This window comes from Sphingomonas trueperi (genome assembly GCF_040545665.1).
Taxonomy (GTDB): Bacteria; Pseudomonadota; Alphaproteobacteria; order Sphingomonadales; family Sphingomonadaceae; genus Sphingomonas; species Sphingomonas trueperi_B.
On sequence record NZ_JBEPMH010000005.1, the window covers coordinates 180773 to 197124 of the forward strand.

The 16352-nt window shown below is 58.4% G+C and carries 11 protein-coding genes and 1 pseudogene; 5 read left to right on the plus strand and 7 right to left on the minus strand.

Annotation, left to right across the window (positions count from 1 at the left end; all coding sequences use genetic code 11):
* The first annotated feature begins 42 nt into the window (after positions 1–42).
* Positions 43–1141, plus strand: a pseudogene (locus ABIC65_RS16645) (IS3 family transposase).
* A 586-nt stretch (positions 1142–1727) separates the two neighbouring features.
* Here ABIC65_RS16645 and ABIC65_RS16650 read toward each other — a convergent pair.
* From ABIC65_RS16650 to ABIC65_RS16665, 4 genes are all read right to left on the minus strand, one after another.
* Complete coding sequence (locus ABIC65_RS16650; RefSeq protein ID WP_354310217.1) at positions 1728–2006, minus strand: hypothetical protein; 279 nt, start codon at positions 2004–2006, stop codon at positions 1728–1730.
* A gap of 69 nt (positions 2007–2075) precedes the next feature.
* Positions 2076–4532, minus strand: a complete 2457-nt coding sequence (locus tag ABIC65_RS16655; RefSeq protein ID WP_354310218.1) for a hypothetical protein — start codon at positions 4530–4532, stop codon at positions 2076–2078.
* 1422 nt (positions 4533–5954) lie between these two features.
* The gene (locus tag ABIC65_RS16660) at positions 5955–6455 is read right to left on the minus strand and encodes a hypothetical protein (RefSeq protein ID WP_354310219.1); all 501 of its coding nucleotides are present in this window, start codon (positions 6453–6455) and stop codon (positions 5955–5957) included.
* Positions 6456–6797: 342 nt separating this feature from the next.
* Positions 6798–7535 (minus strand): hypothetical protein, encoded by a 738-nt coding sequence (locus ABIC65_RS16665; RefSeq protein WP_354310220.1) that lies wholly within the window; start codon positions 7533–7535, stop codon positions 6798–6800.
* Between the two features lie 291 nt (positions 7536–7826).
* On the opposite strand from ABIC65_RS16665, the gene ABIC65_RS16670 reads away from it, so the two are divergent.
* From ABIC65_RS16670 to ABIC65_RS16680, 3 genes are all read left to right on the plus strand, one after another.
* A complete protein-coding gene (locus ABIC65_RS16670; RefSeq protein WP_354310221.1) occupies positions 7827–8219 on the plus strand; it encodes a nuclear transport factor 2 family protein in 393 nt (130 codons plus the stop codon).
* A 943-nt stretch (positions 8220–9162) separates the two neighbouring features.
* A complete protein-coding gene (locus ABIC65_RS16675; protein ID WP_354310222.1) occupies positions 9163–11001 on the plus strand; it encodes a TonB-dependent receptor plug domain-containing protein in 1839 nt (612 codons plus the stop codon).
* A 3-nt stretch (positions 11002–11004) separates the two neighbouring features.
* Entirely contained in the window at positions 11005–11403 is a 399-nt protein-coding gene (locus ABIC65_RS16680) for a MerR family transcriptional regulator (protein ID WP_354310223.1), read from the plus strand.
* A 744-nt stretch (positions 11404–12147) separates the two neighbouring features.
* Here ABIC65_RS16680 and ABIC65_RS16685 read toward each other — a convergent pair.
* Together ABIC65_RS16685 and ABIC65_RS16690 are read right to left on the minus strand one after the other, a co-directional pair.
* Positions 12148–12732 carry a recombinase family protein gene (locus tag ABIC65_RS16685; protein ID WP_354310224.1) on the minus strand — a complete coding sequence of 195 codons (585 nt, stop codon included), beginning with the start codon at positions 12730–12732 and terminating at the stop codon, positions 12148–12150.
* A gap of 237 nt (positions 12733–12969) precedes the next feature.
* A complete protein-coding gene (locus ABIC65_RS16690; RefSeq protein WP_354310225.1) occupies positions 12970–13719 on the minus strand; it encodes an SDR family oxidoreductase in 750 nt (249 codons plus the stop codon).
* A gap of 98 nt (positions 13720–13817) precedes the next feature.
* Between ABIC65_RS16690 and ABIC65_RS16695 the strand changes: the two genes are divergently transcribed.
* The gene (locus ABIC65_RS16695; protein WP_354310226.1) at positions 13818–14723 is read left to right on the plus strand and encodes an AraC family transcriptional regulator; all 906 of its coding nucleotides are present in this window, start codon (positions 13818–13820) and stop codon (positions 14721–14723) included.
* 675 nt (positions 14724–15398) lie between these two features.
* On the opposite strand, the gene ABIC65_RS16700 is transcribed toward ABIC65_RS16695, so the two are convergent.
* On the minus strand, positions 15399–16172 hold the full coding sequence (locus ABIC65_RS16700) for a hypothetical protein (RefSeq protein ID WP_354310227.1): 774 nt from the start codon (positions 16170–16172) through the stop codon (positions 15399–15401).
* Between the last annotated feature and the right edge of the window lie 180 nt (positions 16173–16352).

Sequence of the window (16352 nt, forward strand, 5' to 3'; positions counted from 1 at the left end):
AGTTTTCCGGCCCTTTGAAGCCTTTTGGCAAGGAGCTGGGACATGAAGAAATCGCGGTACACAGAAGAGCAGATTGCGTTTGCGCTGAAGCAGGCGGAGACGGGCACGCCGGTTGCGGAGGTGATCGGCCGGATGGGGATCTCGGAGCAGACCTTCTACCGCTGGAAGAAGGTGTATGGCGGCCTGGGCGTGGGCGAGCTGCGGCGAGTGAAGCAGCTGGAGGAGGAGAACCGGAAGCTGAAACAGCTGGTCGCCGACCTGAGTCTCGACAAGCATATCCTGCAGGATGTGCTGGCAAAAAAGCTCTGACGCCTGGACGGCGGCGCGCGATCGTCGCGCACGTCCAGGCGTCCCACGGCATTAGCGAGCGGCGCAGTTGCTCGGCGTTGGGCGTCGAGCGGTCGTCGGTGCGGTACATCTCGCACCGACCGGACCAGACGCCGCTGGTGATGCGCATCCGTGATCTGGCGGCGACGCGGACGCGCTACGGCTATTTCCGCATCTACATCCTGCTGCGCAGGGAAGGATGGGTCGTGAACCACAAGCGTGTATATCGGCTCTATCGGGAGGATGGACTGAGCCTTCGGCTCAAGAAGCCCCGGCGCAACGTCAGCGCCGCCAACCGAGTGCGGCAACCCGCGGCATCGGCTGCCAACGAGATGTGGTCGATGGACTTCGTGTCCGACGCCCTGTTCGATGGCCGGCGCTTGCGAGCGCTGACGGTGGTCGACACCTTCACGCGCGAGGCGCTGGCGATCGATGTTGACCAGGGCATCAAGGGCGAGCAGGTGGTTGCGACGATGGCGCGGATCTCCTCGATCCGCGGCGCTCCCAAGACCATTCGCGTGGACAACGGACCGGAGTTCATCTCCAAGGCGCTCGACCGCTGGGCGTACGAGAACGGCGTCACGCTGGACTTCAGCCGGCCGGGCAAACCTACCGACAACGCCTTGTGGAATCGTTCAATGGTCGCTTGCGCGACGAGTGCCTGAACGCGCACTGGTTCCTGTCGCTGGCCGATGCCCGGGCCAAGATCGAGGCCTGGCGCCGGGACTATAACGAGAGCCGTCCTCACACATCGCTTGGGTGGCTGCCGCCGGTCGAATATGCTGCCGCCGCGGCCGAGATCGCCGCGGAATGAACGCCGGATACTCACGCCCAGACTGGATGAGAAACCGGGGGACCTCACTCAACGACCGCATCATTGCACAGCTACGCTGGTGCGGGGGCCGTACACCCCATCACGTCACAGACCGCGCGTTTGGTGGCGTTGCGTTCGGTTTCAGGCGTCTCCATGGTCGTTCTTTGATGGCCACATGGCCATCTGTAGAACGCTCGCGGACGAGATTGCGGACGAATGGCTTTAGGGCTTGTGCCGACCAGCTCAAGAAATTCAGCATTGTTGACCTGAGCGGCGGCTCTTCCTGAAATCCGCCATTCGTGTTGCGCAAACCAGCCGGTCGGCTTTACGCCCAATCTCGGCCGTTCGCTGACGCTCGGCGCAATCCCAAAAGCTGCCTTTGGTCTTATGGCCACTTATGGGGCGAAGGCGGTCGGTGGGCTTAGATCAACCGGATAGGCTGCAAGGCGCCTTCTTCTCCCGCAGGAGTGCGCCGACTTCGCGATCCTACGCATCGGGAAGCGTGCGGGGCGGGTGTGGTGTGGACGCCGATTGGCGCGGACGACACTTGGAAGATTAGCCTAGTCCACGAAATGCGACAGGCGGGCTACGAAATTGACGTCACGAAGACTCTCGCCCTGTAGCCTGGTCGGTGCCGCAGCTTGGGCACCGTAGGCCGCGGCGTTTCCTTGTCGACTCCGAAGTACCGGGCCAGCCGCTCGCGATCGCGCTCGGCCGGGTCGTAGGGCACGCTGGGAGTTAGGTAGTTCGAGAGGTGCCCGGCACCTCGCCCCATGAAGCGCGAGAGTTCCCTTCGACACGCTTTACGCTGGCGCACCAGCTCGGTCAGGCGCGCGCGCCGCTCAGTGGGAAGCATGATCTTCATGGTGCGGCCCTGACTGCGCCGAGTCGGAACATTAGCAGAGCAGAGCGTCCGGCTATGGAAGCCCAATGCTCACGCGGTGGCTCGATCCAGAAACCGCTGGACCCTCGCGAACGTAGACTCTCCAACCGCGCATGCCGCCTCCCAACTGAAGTACTCGGCCGATATGGAGCTCGAGAGCCAGATCTCGGTCAGATAATCCCTGACGGCCGCCGCCCTCTCAAACCTGTCCCTGAGGGCGCCAGAGCGATAGTGCTCAGCTAACGAGTCGAAGAGCTCCTCGTCAAATAAAGGAATATCAACGGCAATAGCCTCTAAGTATGGGAATGTTGTGCACCAAATTCTCAAGTGATAAGCGCCAACGGTGTTTATCCTCCATAGATCTGGAAGGGTGCCGTAGAGGCCGGCCTCGTCCTCATCAAACGTAACCCGCCGGTTGGATTCTACGAGGCGCATATTATTAGCGAGACGAATGGCGGACTCAATTGAGGTGGCCCTAAATCCCCAAACCTGCATCTCCCGCGTAAGGTCCGCGTAGCTTACGAAACCTTCGGAATTACGATGTTTACCGCTTGCGTCCAAGTAGGCCAAGATCAGAGGCAGTAGGAAGTGCTCTTTCTTATCGGGCGAAAACACCGAAAAGATATTTGCTGATAGTGAGCGCGAAGGATCAAAATACCTAAAATCACCCTTTATTGCAACTTTCCACCAATCATGGGTAGGGATAATATAATTCCCCTCCCGCTCCAACACGCGAACGACGGCCTCAGCGTCCATGTTTGGCGACCCCATCAGGTTAGCTATTAACTCGATTAGCAATCGAATATTGCCACCCGTAATATTCTCTAGAAAAAGATTGACCTCGTCACTGTTGTCAACCGTGTGCATTATCACCTGGAGAAATGCGGCTACGTTGCTGAGGTTCAATCGAATTTGGGAAAGAGACTCAAGGCTCCTCCGACCCTCGGCGACGTCAAGCGCAAATTGTAACCGCTTACGCACTACGGCATCGATGCGCGGCGGCGCAATTGTGAAAACTCGATGGGGATACGCTGATAGTGCGCCAGAGCGTTTGGACTGATAGAAGGTTCGCGGGCGCATCGACACGAAAACTGTTGCTCGCCAATCCGACGCCATCGTCTGCGCGATGATGAACGCCTCCGCCTGCGTTTCAGAATCCCTCTGATCCGAGTTGTCCAGAGCAATGATAATTTGCTTCCTCTTCTCCTTCGCCAGGAACCCAATAGCGGCCTTGACGTGAGAAGCGCGATCATCCTGCCTTTTTGCGAGCATCTCTAGCAAATGGCGGCCGTACTCTTGAGGATTGGAAACCTGCAGAGAGCCGTATATACCTCGATCAAATCTCTTTATTTCTTGTTTGTAGACGCTTTTTACAAAGCCGGCTTCAAATATGTCGACGTTGTACTCTTCCAAGAGTGCGGATTCCACCTGATCGAGCACAACTTCCTTCAGATCCGAAGATAGTGCTCCGGTACGCCCCAGATCGACATAGATGTAGAGAGCATGCTGAAACTCGTCATACGCACTGACATACATAAGATGCTTTAAGAATGACGACTTACCGACCCCTACATCTCCTAGAAGAACTATAGGTCTGTTGGATATCGCGTCGGAAAGAACTTCAGGCGTCAGCAGGGGCTTGCCTGGCTTTGCCATAACGGGCTCGACACGCGGGGATGCCTCCTCTGCCGGAAAGAGAGAGGCATATCGAGCGTTCAGCATTTGCTTGCTTAAGAGAGCATGTTGGGAGAGCGCACCACTTTCACAATAGCACTCCTCAAAGAATTGCTGTTCTATATCTTTCTGCAACTCCACATTGATAAGTAGAAGGTGCGCCATACTCGCAAGCGATTGCTGCAGAGCAGATGGTTGGATATACTGAGGATAGTTCGGAATTATGGAAGACAGCCTCTTCGGAGCGCTTGGCGCCGACATCCTTTCGAGGAAGCTGCGAAGAATACCTTGGCGAAGACCTTCCGGCGAGAGGAAGTCCCAGAGGCGGTCGAGATTGCGATCTAGGTCATCGAGGCTCGATACGACGAGGCACTTGCCCGGGATGGTGGCGGTGAGATCTGGCTCTCTCGGGCAGAACGCCACGAGTTGGTGTCCGTTCGTTGCGACAGCAATGTCGGCGCCGCGGTCTAGGCAGTATCTATTAACCTGAACGATCGCTTCACGCGCATCGTCCGAGGCGATCGCGATGGAGCTAATCTCATGGATCATCCCTCGACGTGTCCGCACTGGGATCGAAAAGACCCTCCCTTCGGCCTTCGCCTCCCAGATGGCCAGGGTTGGCGAACCGAGTTCATAGTCGGTGTATGTTCGCCCTTGTGCACGCTCTAACCGAATTTGGTCACGAGACCACCCAAACAAGCCTTGGATGAGGACGTCGATCAGATGAAACCGCGTATCCGCTTCGTTGCGCTGTTCGGTACCAACCTGCTCGGCGAGCAACTGCCGCATCGCCTCTTTAGCGTCGGATAGCTCGACCGCAGTTTTTATATCCATGCCCCACCCATCTAAGCGCTTCGCTTAGATTGATATTGCATTACCCCACGCTTGGTCGAGAGCCTAACGCTCCAACGGCCGGCGACATGTTGCCGATCACCTGCCAATCATTGCAGCCCTAGCGGCCCTGCCATCTTGCGGCGAATTTCACGACTAATTGGCAATTTTTTCGGCGCGAGCGGGGAGGACACCAATCTCGTGCGAGGGATTCGAATTGGCACACGGCTTGCTATAATGTTCTCGTTGAAGGTCCACTCCCGATAGGGTCACCCATGGAGGGCGCCATGTGAACGAAAGAAACTCAAACGAGCGTCGGGCGGCGCACCAGGGCCGTGGTGCACCGCCGGGCGCTCCAGGGATGGCTCAGACAGCGGCCCGCTGCTGAGCGGGAAGGCGCTAAGTCCTCTCGGTGTAAACGAGATGCTCTGTCTCGAACGTCTGCTTCGGCACCATTCCGCCCTAAAGCTGCTTGTCTGCAACCGACCCGATCTTTGTCGTTCGGTGATACCGGTTATGCAGAAGCCGGATGTCGGCTCTTGGCCAGACCCGCCGTTCGACACGTCGCTGGCGAATGGCAGAAAAGTCCCGATGCCGGCCAATGCCGGCGGCGGATTGGCGGAAAACCCTGTTGTCGACAGGAATGTACGACAAACAGGTGATTTCCGCTGCGCCGGGAGTGCCATTTACCGCTTACGGGCCGTGCCAATCAGGGCTGACATCTACACGGTAGAAAAGCGACCGATTTAGCCTTCCCAAAAGGGAACGCTTGGTGAGCAGGGGAGGGGAGGGCGAGCCCCACTCGAGCAAGTGCTGCGAAACCGCCGCCGCCGGACTCTCAAAAGCCGTTCTCAAAATGGCTTTCTTGAAGGGCGCGTTCCACACCGAGTTGTGAGAATGAAGCACAATGCTCATCGGCTAGCTCGAGGGCGTAAACGCCTGCGCTATGTGGCGGCATTCTGATCACGCTATCTGACGTGCTCCCACCCAAGCAGGGGAGAGCTTGGCGACCCGAATAACACCTGTTTGTCGTACATGCGCCCCGCAAACGACCGCCAGAGTGCAGCGGTAGCTCTCGGCAGGACCGCCCGACTGAATGGCCGAGAGTGGGTGGAGAGCGGACATAGGAAGGTCACGGACCCGTTGATCGGCGGCGGCCTTTTGATTTGAACCTTACAAGAAGCGCGCAGGGTGATATGAAGGACGCGAGCCAGCGGAAACTGCGTCGTCACTTCGGGTGGTCGCGCGCCTAGGTCCGCTGGCTCACCTTACCACATTTGAGCGAGACACTTCAGACCTTCCGCTAGTGGGGCGGGAGCAGACCGGCTGCTTTTCCATTCGAAGCGGAACGGCAGCTCCTGGGTCAGGCGAGGCGCTGAGCGGCTGAAAATGGGTGGGAAGCGGCCACTCCGCCGCCCCCCCACATTAGCGGAAAAGCGCGGCCCTCAACTGTCCTGCAAAAAACACTCCTATCCCGCTACGGAAGTTGCCTTCCGTCCCGACATCTCCGTGGATCAAGCCAATGAGCCTGCCTGCCGCTGTGATCGGACCGCCAGACAGGCCAATTGCGCTAGGTTTGTCCAACCCGATAGATATTCCGACGACCTGGTCCACCGTCGCAGTAATATCAGTGGAGTCTATCAACTCCGTATTCAAGCCAGGAAACCCATGAATAGTTACCTCTTGACCGATATATGGTGCTTCCACTTCACGCAAGTCAAAAGCGCCGAAAGGCGCCAGCCGCGCCGCTTCTATCGCGTCGAGCTTTATAGTCATGGCATCGACAAGAAAGCCGAATTGCTTGTTTTCAACGACGGTATAGCGCGGCCTATATTCACGGTCGGTGAGTTCAATTTCAAGTTCCCGCCCAACTACCGAGATCGCAGCGTTCCTGAATAAGGTGGCAACCGGCGGGGTGTTAATCATATGAGAAACGCAGTGAACACTTGTTGTAAGCCAAGACGAATTTCCGTCAGTGACCACGAATGCGGTTCCCGCCATTTGCCCCGCGCGAGATCTTACGTGAATTGGGATCGGTTTTGCCATTATACCCCTGCGTCGTTAGCCCCAGTGGTTATGCTACTTGGATGGCCAGGGCGTACCCACCTACGTTTTCTTTCTATCGCGTCTTCAAGAGACTGCAATCGCGCAAGCCGCCATGGCGAAAAATCGTGGATTTCAAACCGGCGGCTTCCAGGAAGAAAAGCGAGTCAGCGACTGTTCCTGACCGGTAAATAACGCGCTTTTCAAGGATCTTGATATCGACGGCTAAGCAGGCCTGCTTTCATTGATCCAAAAAGCGGTATCGCCCTGTCCCGCGTCAGCAAGAAGGATGCGAACGGCTTCTTCGATGCCGAACACCGCAACCGGATCAAAGACGTGCTTTAGCAATGCCGCCGCCTTTACGTCCACGTTGACCACTTTAGCTACGGCGTCCATCCGCTCATGAAATTTTGCTTTTAGCTCACGAAGAGCAATGGGGAGCATCCGCTCCAGCTTCGCGAAGGTGTCTGCATGAAAGCTGGTCTGATTTGACGCGCTTGCCGGCTTCCAGCGCCCTTCACCAGAATACACGGCGAAGAAAATCGAGCGGTGCCAATCGTGATTGCTGAGCTTTCGTGAGCCGTAGACATGCGCCACTGCTTGATTCCGCACGTCCAGAATGGCGCTGTGGTCGGCCCAATCCTCAGGCGTCAGCTTCTTCTCTGATAGCTGGATGGACCCGCGCTCACCCTTGTCCCCGTTGGTCGATGTCGCACGAGCATAAAGCATAATGGCATTCGCCATCAACGACCGTTCCACCGTCAACAGAACGGGTGTGTCCTGCTCAGTCGGGCGCTTAAGCATATCCCGCAGGACGTCCACGCAATCACTCGCCTGCCTCAGGTCACCCAAACAAGATTGTGCGCGCCATGCCTGCGTGACCATCGCCCGAAGTTTTACGTTCCCACTGCTCGCAAGCTCTTCCGCCACTGCCGCCAAGTTAGTGAACGCCGGTAATGTCATGGTCACCTCCCCCCACGCGATCCACGAACATAAACGAAAGTCGGATTTCGGGTACTAGGATTAGGCCGTGGAATGACTGGGATTGGGGCGGGAGCGGACCGGCTGCTTTTTCCTCCAAAGCGGACCGGCAGCTCCTGGCGCTGGCGCGGCGCTGAGCGGCTGAAAATGGGTGGAAAGCAGACCGGCAGCTTGCGGGAGCCGAGGCGGGGATAGCTGCCGTTCAAGCTCGCCTCGTGCACGCGGCGCAGGTAGCCTTATAAGGGAGAGACCCACAGGAAGGAGATCACATTGATGATGCAACTTGAGCAGTATATCGCTGCCTGGCGGGCGCACGACGTGGCCGCGATACTCGCGACGCTTGCTCCGGATTGCGTCGTCATTGAGAGCTTCGGACCGATCTATCGCGGGCACGATTGTGTAGCGCAATGGGTGTCGAGATGGCTGGCTGAGGACGGCTGCGTGATCGACTGGACGATCCGCGATCTACGAACCTCGGGTGAGGGTGAAACTGCCGAATGGGCTTTCCACTACAGGTGGCGTGGTGAGGAAAAGCGGTTTGACGGGGCAACCATCGCCACACTACGCGATGGCAAACTCTCGTATCTACGTGAATATGCTACGACGGCGGCGCTCTACGATTGGCGAGGTGAGTGGCAGCAGACCTTTGCAACGACGGTATCATAACGTGCTCCAACGAACTTCGACAAATGGACTAGCAAGTCGGGTGCCATCCCACTGATCGGCTAACGTCCGCCTCCAGGCCGTTTTCGGACGATACGAGCGCCGACAGAAATGACCGACTTTGGGCGGGAGCGGACCGACAGCTTTTTCATCCGAAGCGGAACGGCGGCTCCCGGCACGGGCGCGGCGCTGAGCGGCCGAAAATGGGTGGAAAGCGGACGGGCACTTTCGGGCGAAGGCGGCTTGTAACCGAACCTATCGGCGACCTGCTCGCCGATCAAAATATCGCTTCGTTCGCCAGCCAAGCCATAGTGCTACCAACGCACTCGCGAGCCAGCAGAGGTCGACCGCTATTCCTGCGCGATCAGCATCATCTGGTCCACCCTCCGGCGCGACTAGGAAGAACAGGGTGACGAAATAGAGCACCAGAAAAGAGGTGGCCGCAACGAAGAAGCCAGATGCGATAGCCCCCGCCCTCACACCCTTGTAATTGCCTGATGCCATGCACCGAAGCTGGACCAATGTCGGCTTTGGGGCAATCGTAGTTTACCGCCCTACGGCCGAAAGCGGGGCGGGAGCGGACCGGCAGCTTTTTCATCCGAAGCGGAACGGCGGCTCCTGGCACGGCCGGGCCGCTGAGGGGCCGAAAATGGGTGGAAAGCGGAACGTCTGCTTTGCAGCCCTCAACCGGCAGAAGCTGCCGTCGTTTTGCCGATGCGTCTACCCGAGGAAGAGCTTGACCCTATAGGGGCTACAGCCTTTATGGGCGCTCCCGGGAAGCACCATCAGGCCGGTGCAGAGTAGGGACAGTCGCTTGCAGCTGAGAACACATGCGCGTGCGTTGACGGCGTCGTCGGCTCTTTCGATCGCGGCATGCTTCGCGCCTACGCCCGTCCACGCACAAGATAATCCGGGAGCCGAAAAGCCAGAGGGTGAGGAGATCATCGTGCAGGCGACCCGTACTGGTCGGCGCGTGCAAGACGAACCGATCCGTGTCGAAGTGCTGGACCGGGAGGAGATTGAAGAGAAGATCCTCATGTCGCCGGGTAACATCGCCATGCTGGTGAACGAGACGCCGGGCCTCCGCGTACAGGTGACCTCTCCCGGCTTGGGTGCTTCGAACGTCCGGGTGCAGGGATTGAAGGGGCGCTATACGCAAGTTCTAGCGGACGGTCTGCCGCTCTACGGTGGTCAGACGCCCTCACTTGGTTTGCTTCAAATCCCCCCGACCGATCTTGGCCAGGTGGAGATCATAAAAGGAGCGGCGTCCGCCCTTTATGGCCCCTCCGCTTTGGGCGGCGTCATCAACCTGGTGTCGCGTCGGCCCTCTCCCGAACGAACCGGTGATCTGTTGCTCAACGCGACGACGCGGGGTGGGCAGGACGTGACCGGCTACAATTCGGGCCCGCTCTCCGATACGCTGAGCTACTCGCTGACAGGTGGCTTCAACCGACAGGATCGGAAGGACGTGGACGGCGATGGCTGGGCGAACATCCCGGGCTATCATCGCTGGACTGTTCGGCCTCGCCTATTCTGGAACGGGCCGAGCGGCGCCAAAGCCTTCGTCACGCTCGGCTCCATGACCGAGCAGCGTAAGGGTGGGACGCTCCCTGGCCGCGTCGCGTCCGACGGCAAGGCCTTTGCCCAGGACCAACGCAGCCGCCGCTTAGATGGCGGCTTGAACGCGCAAGCGCCCATCGAGGGCGTCGGAACGCTATATCTGCGCGCGTCGGGTGTGAACCAGTCGCACCGGCATCGTTTCGGAGACGTCGTAGAGAACGACCGTCACCAGACATTGCTGGCAGAAACGTCGCTTGGCGGTGAAGGCGGTATAACGACCTGGCTGGCCGGTGCGGCGTATCAGGTCGATAGCTATCGTTCGCGTACTTTTCCCGCGTTCAACTACACCTATCGGGTGCCCGCGCTGTTCGCACAGGTCGAGCAGAAAGTGCTTCCCGCCCTCACGCTCGCGGGTAGCGCACGATGGGACGATCACAGCAAATATGGCTCGCACTTGAGCCCGAGAATTTCGATGTTGTTCAAGCCAGGACCATGGACAGTACGCGCGTCGCTCGGCCGCGGCTTCTACGCTGCGACACCGTTCGTCGAAGAGATCGAGGCGGCCGGCTTGTCCCGCCTTCAGCCGCTGCAAAGGCTTGGCGCCGAAACTGCAAACACGGCTTCAATCGACTTTGGTTATGCGCGCGGGCCGATCGAGGCGAGCTTGACTCTTTTTGGCTCCGACATCGCCCACGCCGTGCAGCTCCGCGACATCGCCACTGATCGTGTCGCCCTGGCCAACGCTGACGGGTCCACCCGCACGCGGGGCGCGGAACTGCTACTTCGCTATCGCTGGGACGCAATCACCCTGACCGGAAGTTACGTCCACACAAATGCCGAGGAGCCGAATCCCGATGGCTTCGGGCGCCGCACCGTTCCGCTTACCCCACGCGATACCGCCGGCTTGACAGCTGTTTGGGAAAAGCCTGGACGAGGGAGACTAGGTCTGGAGGCGTATTACACCGGCCTGCAAGGATTGGAGGACAACCCCTACCGAACGCTGAGCCGGCCCTATGTTGAACTTGGGGCAATGGGCGAGCTTGTGCTTGGAAACGTCAGTCTGTTCGTCAACGCCGAGAACTTGCTGAACTTCCGCCAGACGCGCTACAACCCGTTGCTGTTGCCGACGCGTGCGCCGGACGGGGCATGGACCGTCGATGCATGGGGGCCCTTGGAGGGCCGCACTATCAACGGCGGTGTGCGCCTCCGATTTGGCGGAGAGTGAAGGGTGTCACTGACGATCGGCGATCTGAGCAAAGCGACGAACACAAAGGTCGAGACGGTCCGCTATTACGAGCGCATCGGTCTTTTGCCGAAGCCGCCTCGAACTTCTGGTAACTATCGAAATTATGGCGAGGCGGAGCTGGGCCGCCTGTCCTTCGTTCGGCGCGCCCGCGACCTGGGATTTTCGCTTGATCAGGTGAGGGCGCTACTCAGTTTGTCCGACGATCGGGATTGCGATTGCGCTGGCATCGATCGAATTGCCAACGAACATCTTGGGGAAGTGGATCGGAAGATCGCTGACCTTAAGGCGCTTCGTCGCGAGCTGAAGGCGGTCATCGACTCCTGTGACGGCGGTACCGTCGCAGAGTGCAGGATTATCGAGGCTCTGGCGCCGCGGGGGTGAACAAACGTCAGCTTCCGGGCAACGCCAGCGCGAACCTGAATGACTGACTCTGGGCGGAAGCAGACCGGCAGCTTTTTCATCCAAAGCGGAACGGCCGCTCCTGGCGCGGGTGCGGCGCTGGGTGGCGGAGAGTGGGTGGAAAGCCGAAATTGTGATAATGTGAAAGAGGTTGAGACGGTGACAGCGGGCCTTTTACCGAGACCTCACCAAAAACTCGACATGTCCAGAGCGCCTTGCCACGTCGTGTCTCGCTGTGCTTGGCACCACCTATGTCTTTTGCTGAAATCCTGTGAACTTATTCAGTAGTGATCTATAGAATACCATTTCCGGCATCAAAAATGGCAGCATCAAAATCGGTTGGAACTCACGGGGGTTTATGAATTTTAAGGCGAAATACCAGTTTATCCCGGTGAAAACGGCAATGAGAACCCACGCTGTAAACTTCACTATTAAGCGCTCGGATATGACTATCAAGACCATGGTCATTGACGAAAGTATAGCGAACATCACCGCGTAATCTGAATACGAGGTTTTCGAAAAATAGATATAAATCGCATAGGTTGGTACGAGGCACGCGGCTGATAGGCCAAAGGCATATCGGCCGAAGGGGTGGCGTTCCCCACTATCGCCTACCTCTTCATTTGCGTTGTGCTCATGCATGTGACCCATCCCCTGTAGGCCTATCGTCAGCGGAAACATTACAAAGGCCGCGAACGTCGGCAAGTGGGGCGTGAGCAGACGCGGCTACGCGTCTGAAGGACCCGTCCATCCAGTACGAGCAAGCGTGCCCACGAGGGTAGACCGAGGGATGCCGAAATTCCGGCACACCGCCGCTTTGCTGGTGCCGGATGCCAGTGCTTGGATCACCGCTTCCATCTTCTCCGCGTCGATCGTTGGCGGCCTCCCGCCCTTGCGTCCTCGGCGCTTTGCTGCGGCAAGGCCGGCAACTACTCGCTCACGCGTCAAAGCTCGCTCGTACTGTGCCAAGGCACCGAACAGGGAGAACAGCAGCTCGCCGTGGGGGGTGGTCGTGTCCATCTGCTCGGTAAGCGAGCGGAACGCGATGCCGCGCTCTTTCAGGTCCGCTATGATCGAGAGGAGGTGGGACAAAGAGCGCCCGAGACGGTCAAGTTTCCACACCACCAGTGTGTCACCTTCAGCCAGATAGGCGAGGCAACCTTTGAGGCCTGGTCGATCGTCCCGCGCGCCGGAAGCTTTGTCGGTATGAATGTTCCGCGGGTCGACACCCGCCGCGATAAGTGCATCACGCTGCAGATCCACCGATTGACGATCATCGGCGGACGAAACACGCATGTATCCAACGAGCATGTACGGAAAACCCCCAAAACCGTATTTTCGTACACTGCACCAAAGCGACAGGGTTTGTCGATCACTTTCAGCGACAAGGCGATCGCGGAAACAGGGTTGTCGCGCAGGGTGTCGGAAATCATGTGTTTTCCGACAGGAGCATGCCTGGCCGTTTCCGACCATTTTAAGCCCAGTCCGGGACGGCTCCGCGAATGGCGGCTCATGATGGGAGCCGCCATTCGCTTAGTCGATAAGTTTTTACTCGGCGGCAGACATCCACTGCACGGCATCCGCACCTGCCGCGATCCTAAGCGGCGCGTTCGGATCGGTGGCAGCCTGCCAGACCGCCGCAGCGACATCGACTGCATGTGTGACCGGGCTGCCGTTCTCACGAGCATGGGTGATGAAACCTTCGATCATAGGTTTGTAATCGGGGTTATCGAGCCCGCGCAGATGCGGCATTGCGTTGCTGCCGAAGCTCGTCTCGGGCGAGCGTCCAGGCAGCACGATGTGCACGCGCACGTCGAATGGTTGCATTTCGACCGCGAGGCTCTCGGTAAGCGCGTCAACTGCCGCTTTGCTCGCCCGATAAACGCTGACCAGCGGCAGAGGCCTGAGCGTCGTTGAAGACGTGACGTTGATGACCGTGCCGCTACGACGCTTGCGGAAACCCGGCAAGACAGCCTGCACCATCGCCAGTGTCCCGAGCGTGTTCGTTTCGAATAACTGGCGAGCGGTAGCCGGGTCGATCAGCTCGATCGGCACGGCGGCACCGAAGCCTGCATTGTTTACCAGCACGTCGATGTCGCCGGCCTGCGCCAGCGTCGCTGCGATGCTGTCCGGGTTCGTGACGTCGAGCGGCAGAACCGTGAGATTATCGGATGCGGGCAGGCTATCGGCTTTGGGTTGCCGCATTGTGGCGATGACGTTCCAGCCGTTCTCTAGGAACAGTCTGGCCGTCTCAAGGCCGAAGCCCGAGGAACAGCCGGTGATAAGGACGGTGGACATAAGCGCGCTCCGAGGTTGTTGGCGTCACCCGGATATGGCAGCCGATCGAGAGATCGGCTATGCGTTGATGTCTCGATTCCATTGGCGATAGTCTTGATATGAATGTCGATCCGCTTGCTGAGATCGTGACGCTTCTCCAGCCCTCGGCCAGCTACTCCAAGCTTGTCGAATATGCCGGACGCTGGCGCATCCGTCGCAACATTGAAGGCAAGCCGGTCTTTTTCGCTGTGCTTGATGGGGAGTGCCGCGTCGTATCTTCCGGTCGTCCGCCGATCATCGTGCAAAAGGGCGATTTCGTGCTGTCCCCATCGACCAACGATCACATTGTCGAAAGCATCGACGCGCCGCCGCACGGGGTCGAGATGATGCCAACCGAAATGGGTGAGGGACGATTTCGAGTCGGGCCGTCTGGCGAACCCGTGAACTTGAAACTGCAGGTTGGCTTGTGCAGCTTCGCCTCGCCAGATGCCGCTTTGCTCGTCTCCCTATTGCCGGCAATGATTGTCGCGAGGGGCGAGCCACGCCTTGCCTTGTTGCTTCAGTTGGTGGGGGACGAGAGCCGTCAGTCCCGGCCGGGCCGCGAACTGGTGCTTGAGCGCTTGCTTGAAGTTCTGCTGATCGAGACGCTTCGGAGCGGGGTCGATACAACCTCGGTGCCGAGCGTTGCGCGAGGTTTGTCAGACGATCGCCTCGTCTCGGCCTTGCGCGCCATGCATGCGCGCCCCGCGCACGGATGGACGGTCGTTGATCTTGCTGCAGAGGCTGCGATGTCCCGTTCGGCTTTTTTTGCCCGTTTCAGCCGGATCGTCGGGCTGCCGCCGATGGAATATCTTTTAGCATGGCGCATGGCGCTAGCCAAAAGACTGCTGCGCGCGGATCGGGTGTCGATCGAGCACGTCGCAACTCAGGTTGGGTACGGTTCGGCAAGTACGTTCAGCACCGCTTTTTCACGGCATGTCGGGATGCCGCCGATGCGATATGCGCGGACGGCATTCGCCGTTTAGCTGCAACGAGCAGATTCCGGCCCACCGCTATCATCTGCATGGCGGGCTAAGCGATCGCGGCAGCTATTGCTGAAAGCGGTCATCAGAACCGAGCGTTGTGAACGGCGGCTTTGCCCAATGCCGGCGGCGGAGTGGCGGAAAACCCTGTTGTCGAAAGGAATGTACGACAAACAGGTGGTTTCGGACAGCCTCGGACGAGGCAGGTTCCTCTGAGGGGCGCTAGCCGAAGCGACATTCGCCTCGGAACCATATCGCCCGTTGTACTCGCCTCGTTAGCAGAGCTCGCCCGCAATCATGTGTTTTCCGACAGCTCTGACGATCCGATCCCAGCGGTCTGCTTTACCTGGTCCTCAAGGGCCAGTCTGTTTTGAGTCGTTGCAGGACGCTTGAAGCACCGGCTCCCGCCCAGTGCTCGAAAGGCATACCCAAAAGGCACCTCCCAAATCCCGCATCGGCAAGCGAAACAATTCCTGGACTGGCTACTCGCCCGACCCAGATATCCTTGAAGCGTGGACCCCCGAGCCGGGGGAGGGGAACCGGGAATTCGTTTGAAGTTCCACGACCCGAGGCGATCCCGAATTCACCATACGCCTCAGGGAACGTACAGAAATTGTTTGGCAGCGTATGTGAGCTTCATCAGCGAAGCACGAGCCATTTTTCCCTCAAGAACCAACCTCAAATCATTCTGGTTACATGCCGTATGAGAACCTTCGAGTGCGCCAGGACCTCTGCGGCCTCTTCTGCGCTGTAGGAGGCATTCGGGTGCATCACTTCATTGCGCCAGCTGATCCTAACCGCGTTGAGGTGCGCCGAAAGCGCACCATATTGCTGCTTTTTAGCCGCTTGCGTTCGTGTTTTGCTGGGGAGCGCATCTACCGCTTTGTTAACGTGTTGAACAATTTGATACCAATTTTCCTTGCTCGGCTCAATTTCAATGCGAAGCCGTTTCCCGACGGCCCTTAACGTCGCCTCCAAAGCCCTCATCATGTGAAAAACGCTCGCTGTGCTGCATTGTAGTTCAAGGCAGCGGATAGCAGCGGACACATCTGCCACGATAGCGGGCAACTTCTTCTCAATGTCACCGAATTCACTGAGGCCCAAATTAGAACTTCCGAGAACGATGTACTTGTCTGAAAGACCTTTTTCCAGGACTACCTTCAGGTTCTCTAACGAACGCTGATAACGGACGGCTTCTGCCGAATGGATGCTAAGTCCGCCTACACAATAAACGTTATGAGCGTCTTCAACCTCAAGGATGACATGGCTGAGTTGCGGCATGCTCCATGCCCTTGCCGCCGACAGCAGCACCTTCAGCGTTCTGCCTATACTTTGGCTATGCAGGCTAAAAACAAGGTTTCTGCGGCGACACTCATCGACGTGAGCTGCCTGTTCAACGATGAAGCGAAGTGCACTTAGTAGCTCGCTCGCGTTTATGATCGATGATTCCACCGATAGATCCTACAGCGGGCTCGTAGCCTTTTCCAGCCCTCGACTGCCACGCCGACGGACCGCGGCCGCTGGCTGCCGCAAGGCCGGTATATAATCGTGGGAACCGTTAGCCGAACGGTAAGGAAGATAGACTTGGATCTCCAGCACGCCGAGTGCACGTTAGGCGCCGGTCATCAAGGA

Excerpts from the sequence above, each read along its gene's own strand:
- ABIC65_RS16690 (WP_354310225.1), bottom strand. The coding sequence starts at position 13,719 with ATGTCCACCGTCCTTATCACCGGCTGTTCCTCGGGCTTCGGCCTTGAG.
- ABIC65_RS16670 (WP_354310221.1), top strand. The coding sequence starts at position 7,827 with ATGATGCAACTTGAGCAGTATATCGCTGCCTGGCGGGCGCACGACGTG.
- ABIC65_RS16660 (WP_354310219.1), bottom strand. The coding sequence starts at position 6,455 with ATGATTAACACCCCGCCGGTTGCCACCTTATTCAGGAACGCTGCGATC.
- ABIC65_RS16650 (WP_354310217.1), bottom strand. The coding sequence starts at position 2,006 with ATGAAGATCATGCTTCCCACTGAGCGGCGCGCGCGCCTGACCGAGCTG.
- ABIC65_RS16655 (WP_354310218.1), bottom strand. The coding sequence starts at position 4,532 with ATGGATATAAAAACTGCGGTCGAGCTATCCGACGCTAAAGAGGCGATG.
- ABIC65_RS16665 (WP_354310220.1), bottom strand. The coding sequence starts at position 7,535 with ATGACATTACCGGCGTTCACTAACTTGGCGGCAGTGGCGGAAGAGCTT.
- ABIC65_RS16695 (WP_354310226.1), top strand. The coding sequence starts at position 13,818 with ATGAATGTCGATCCGCTTGCTGAGATCGTGACGCTTCTCCAGCCCTCG.
- ABIC65_RS16685 (WP_354310224.1), bottom strand. The coding sequence starts at position 12,732 with ATGCTCGTTGGATACATGCGTGTTTCGTCCGCCGATGATCGTCAATCG.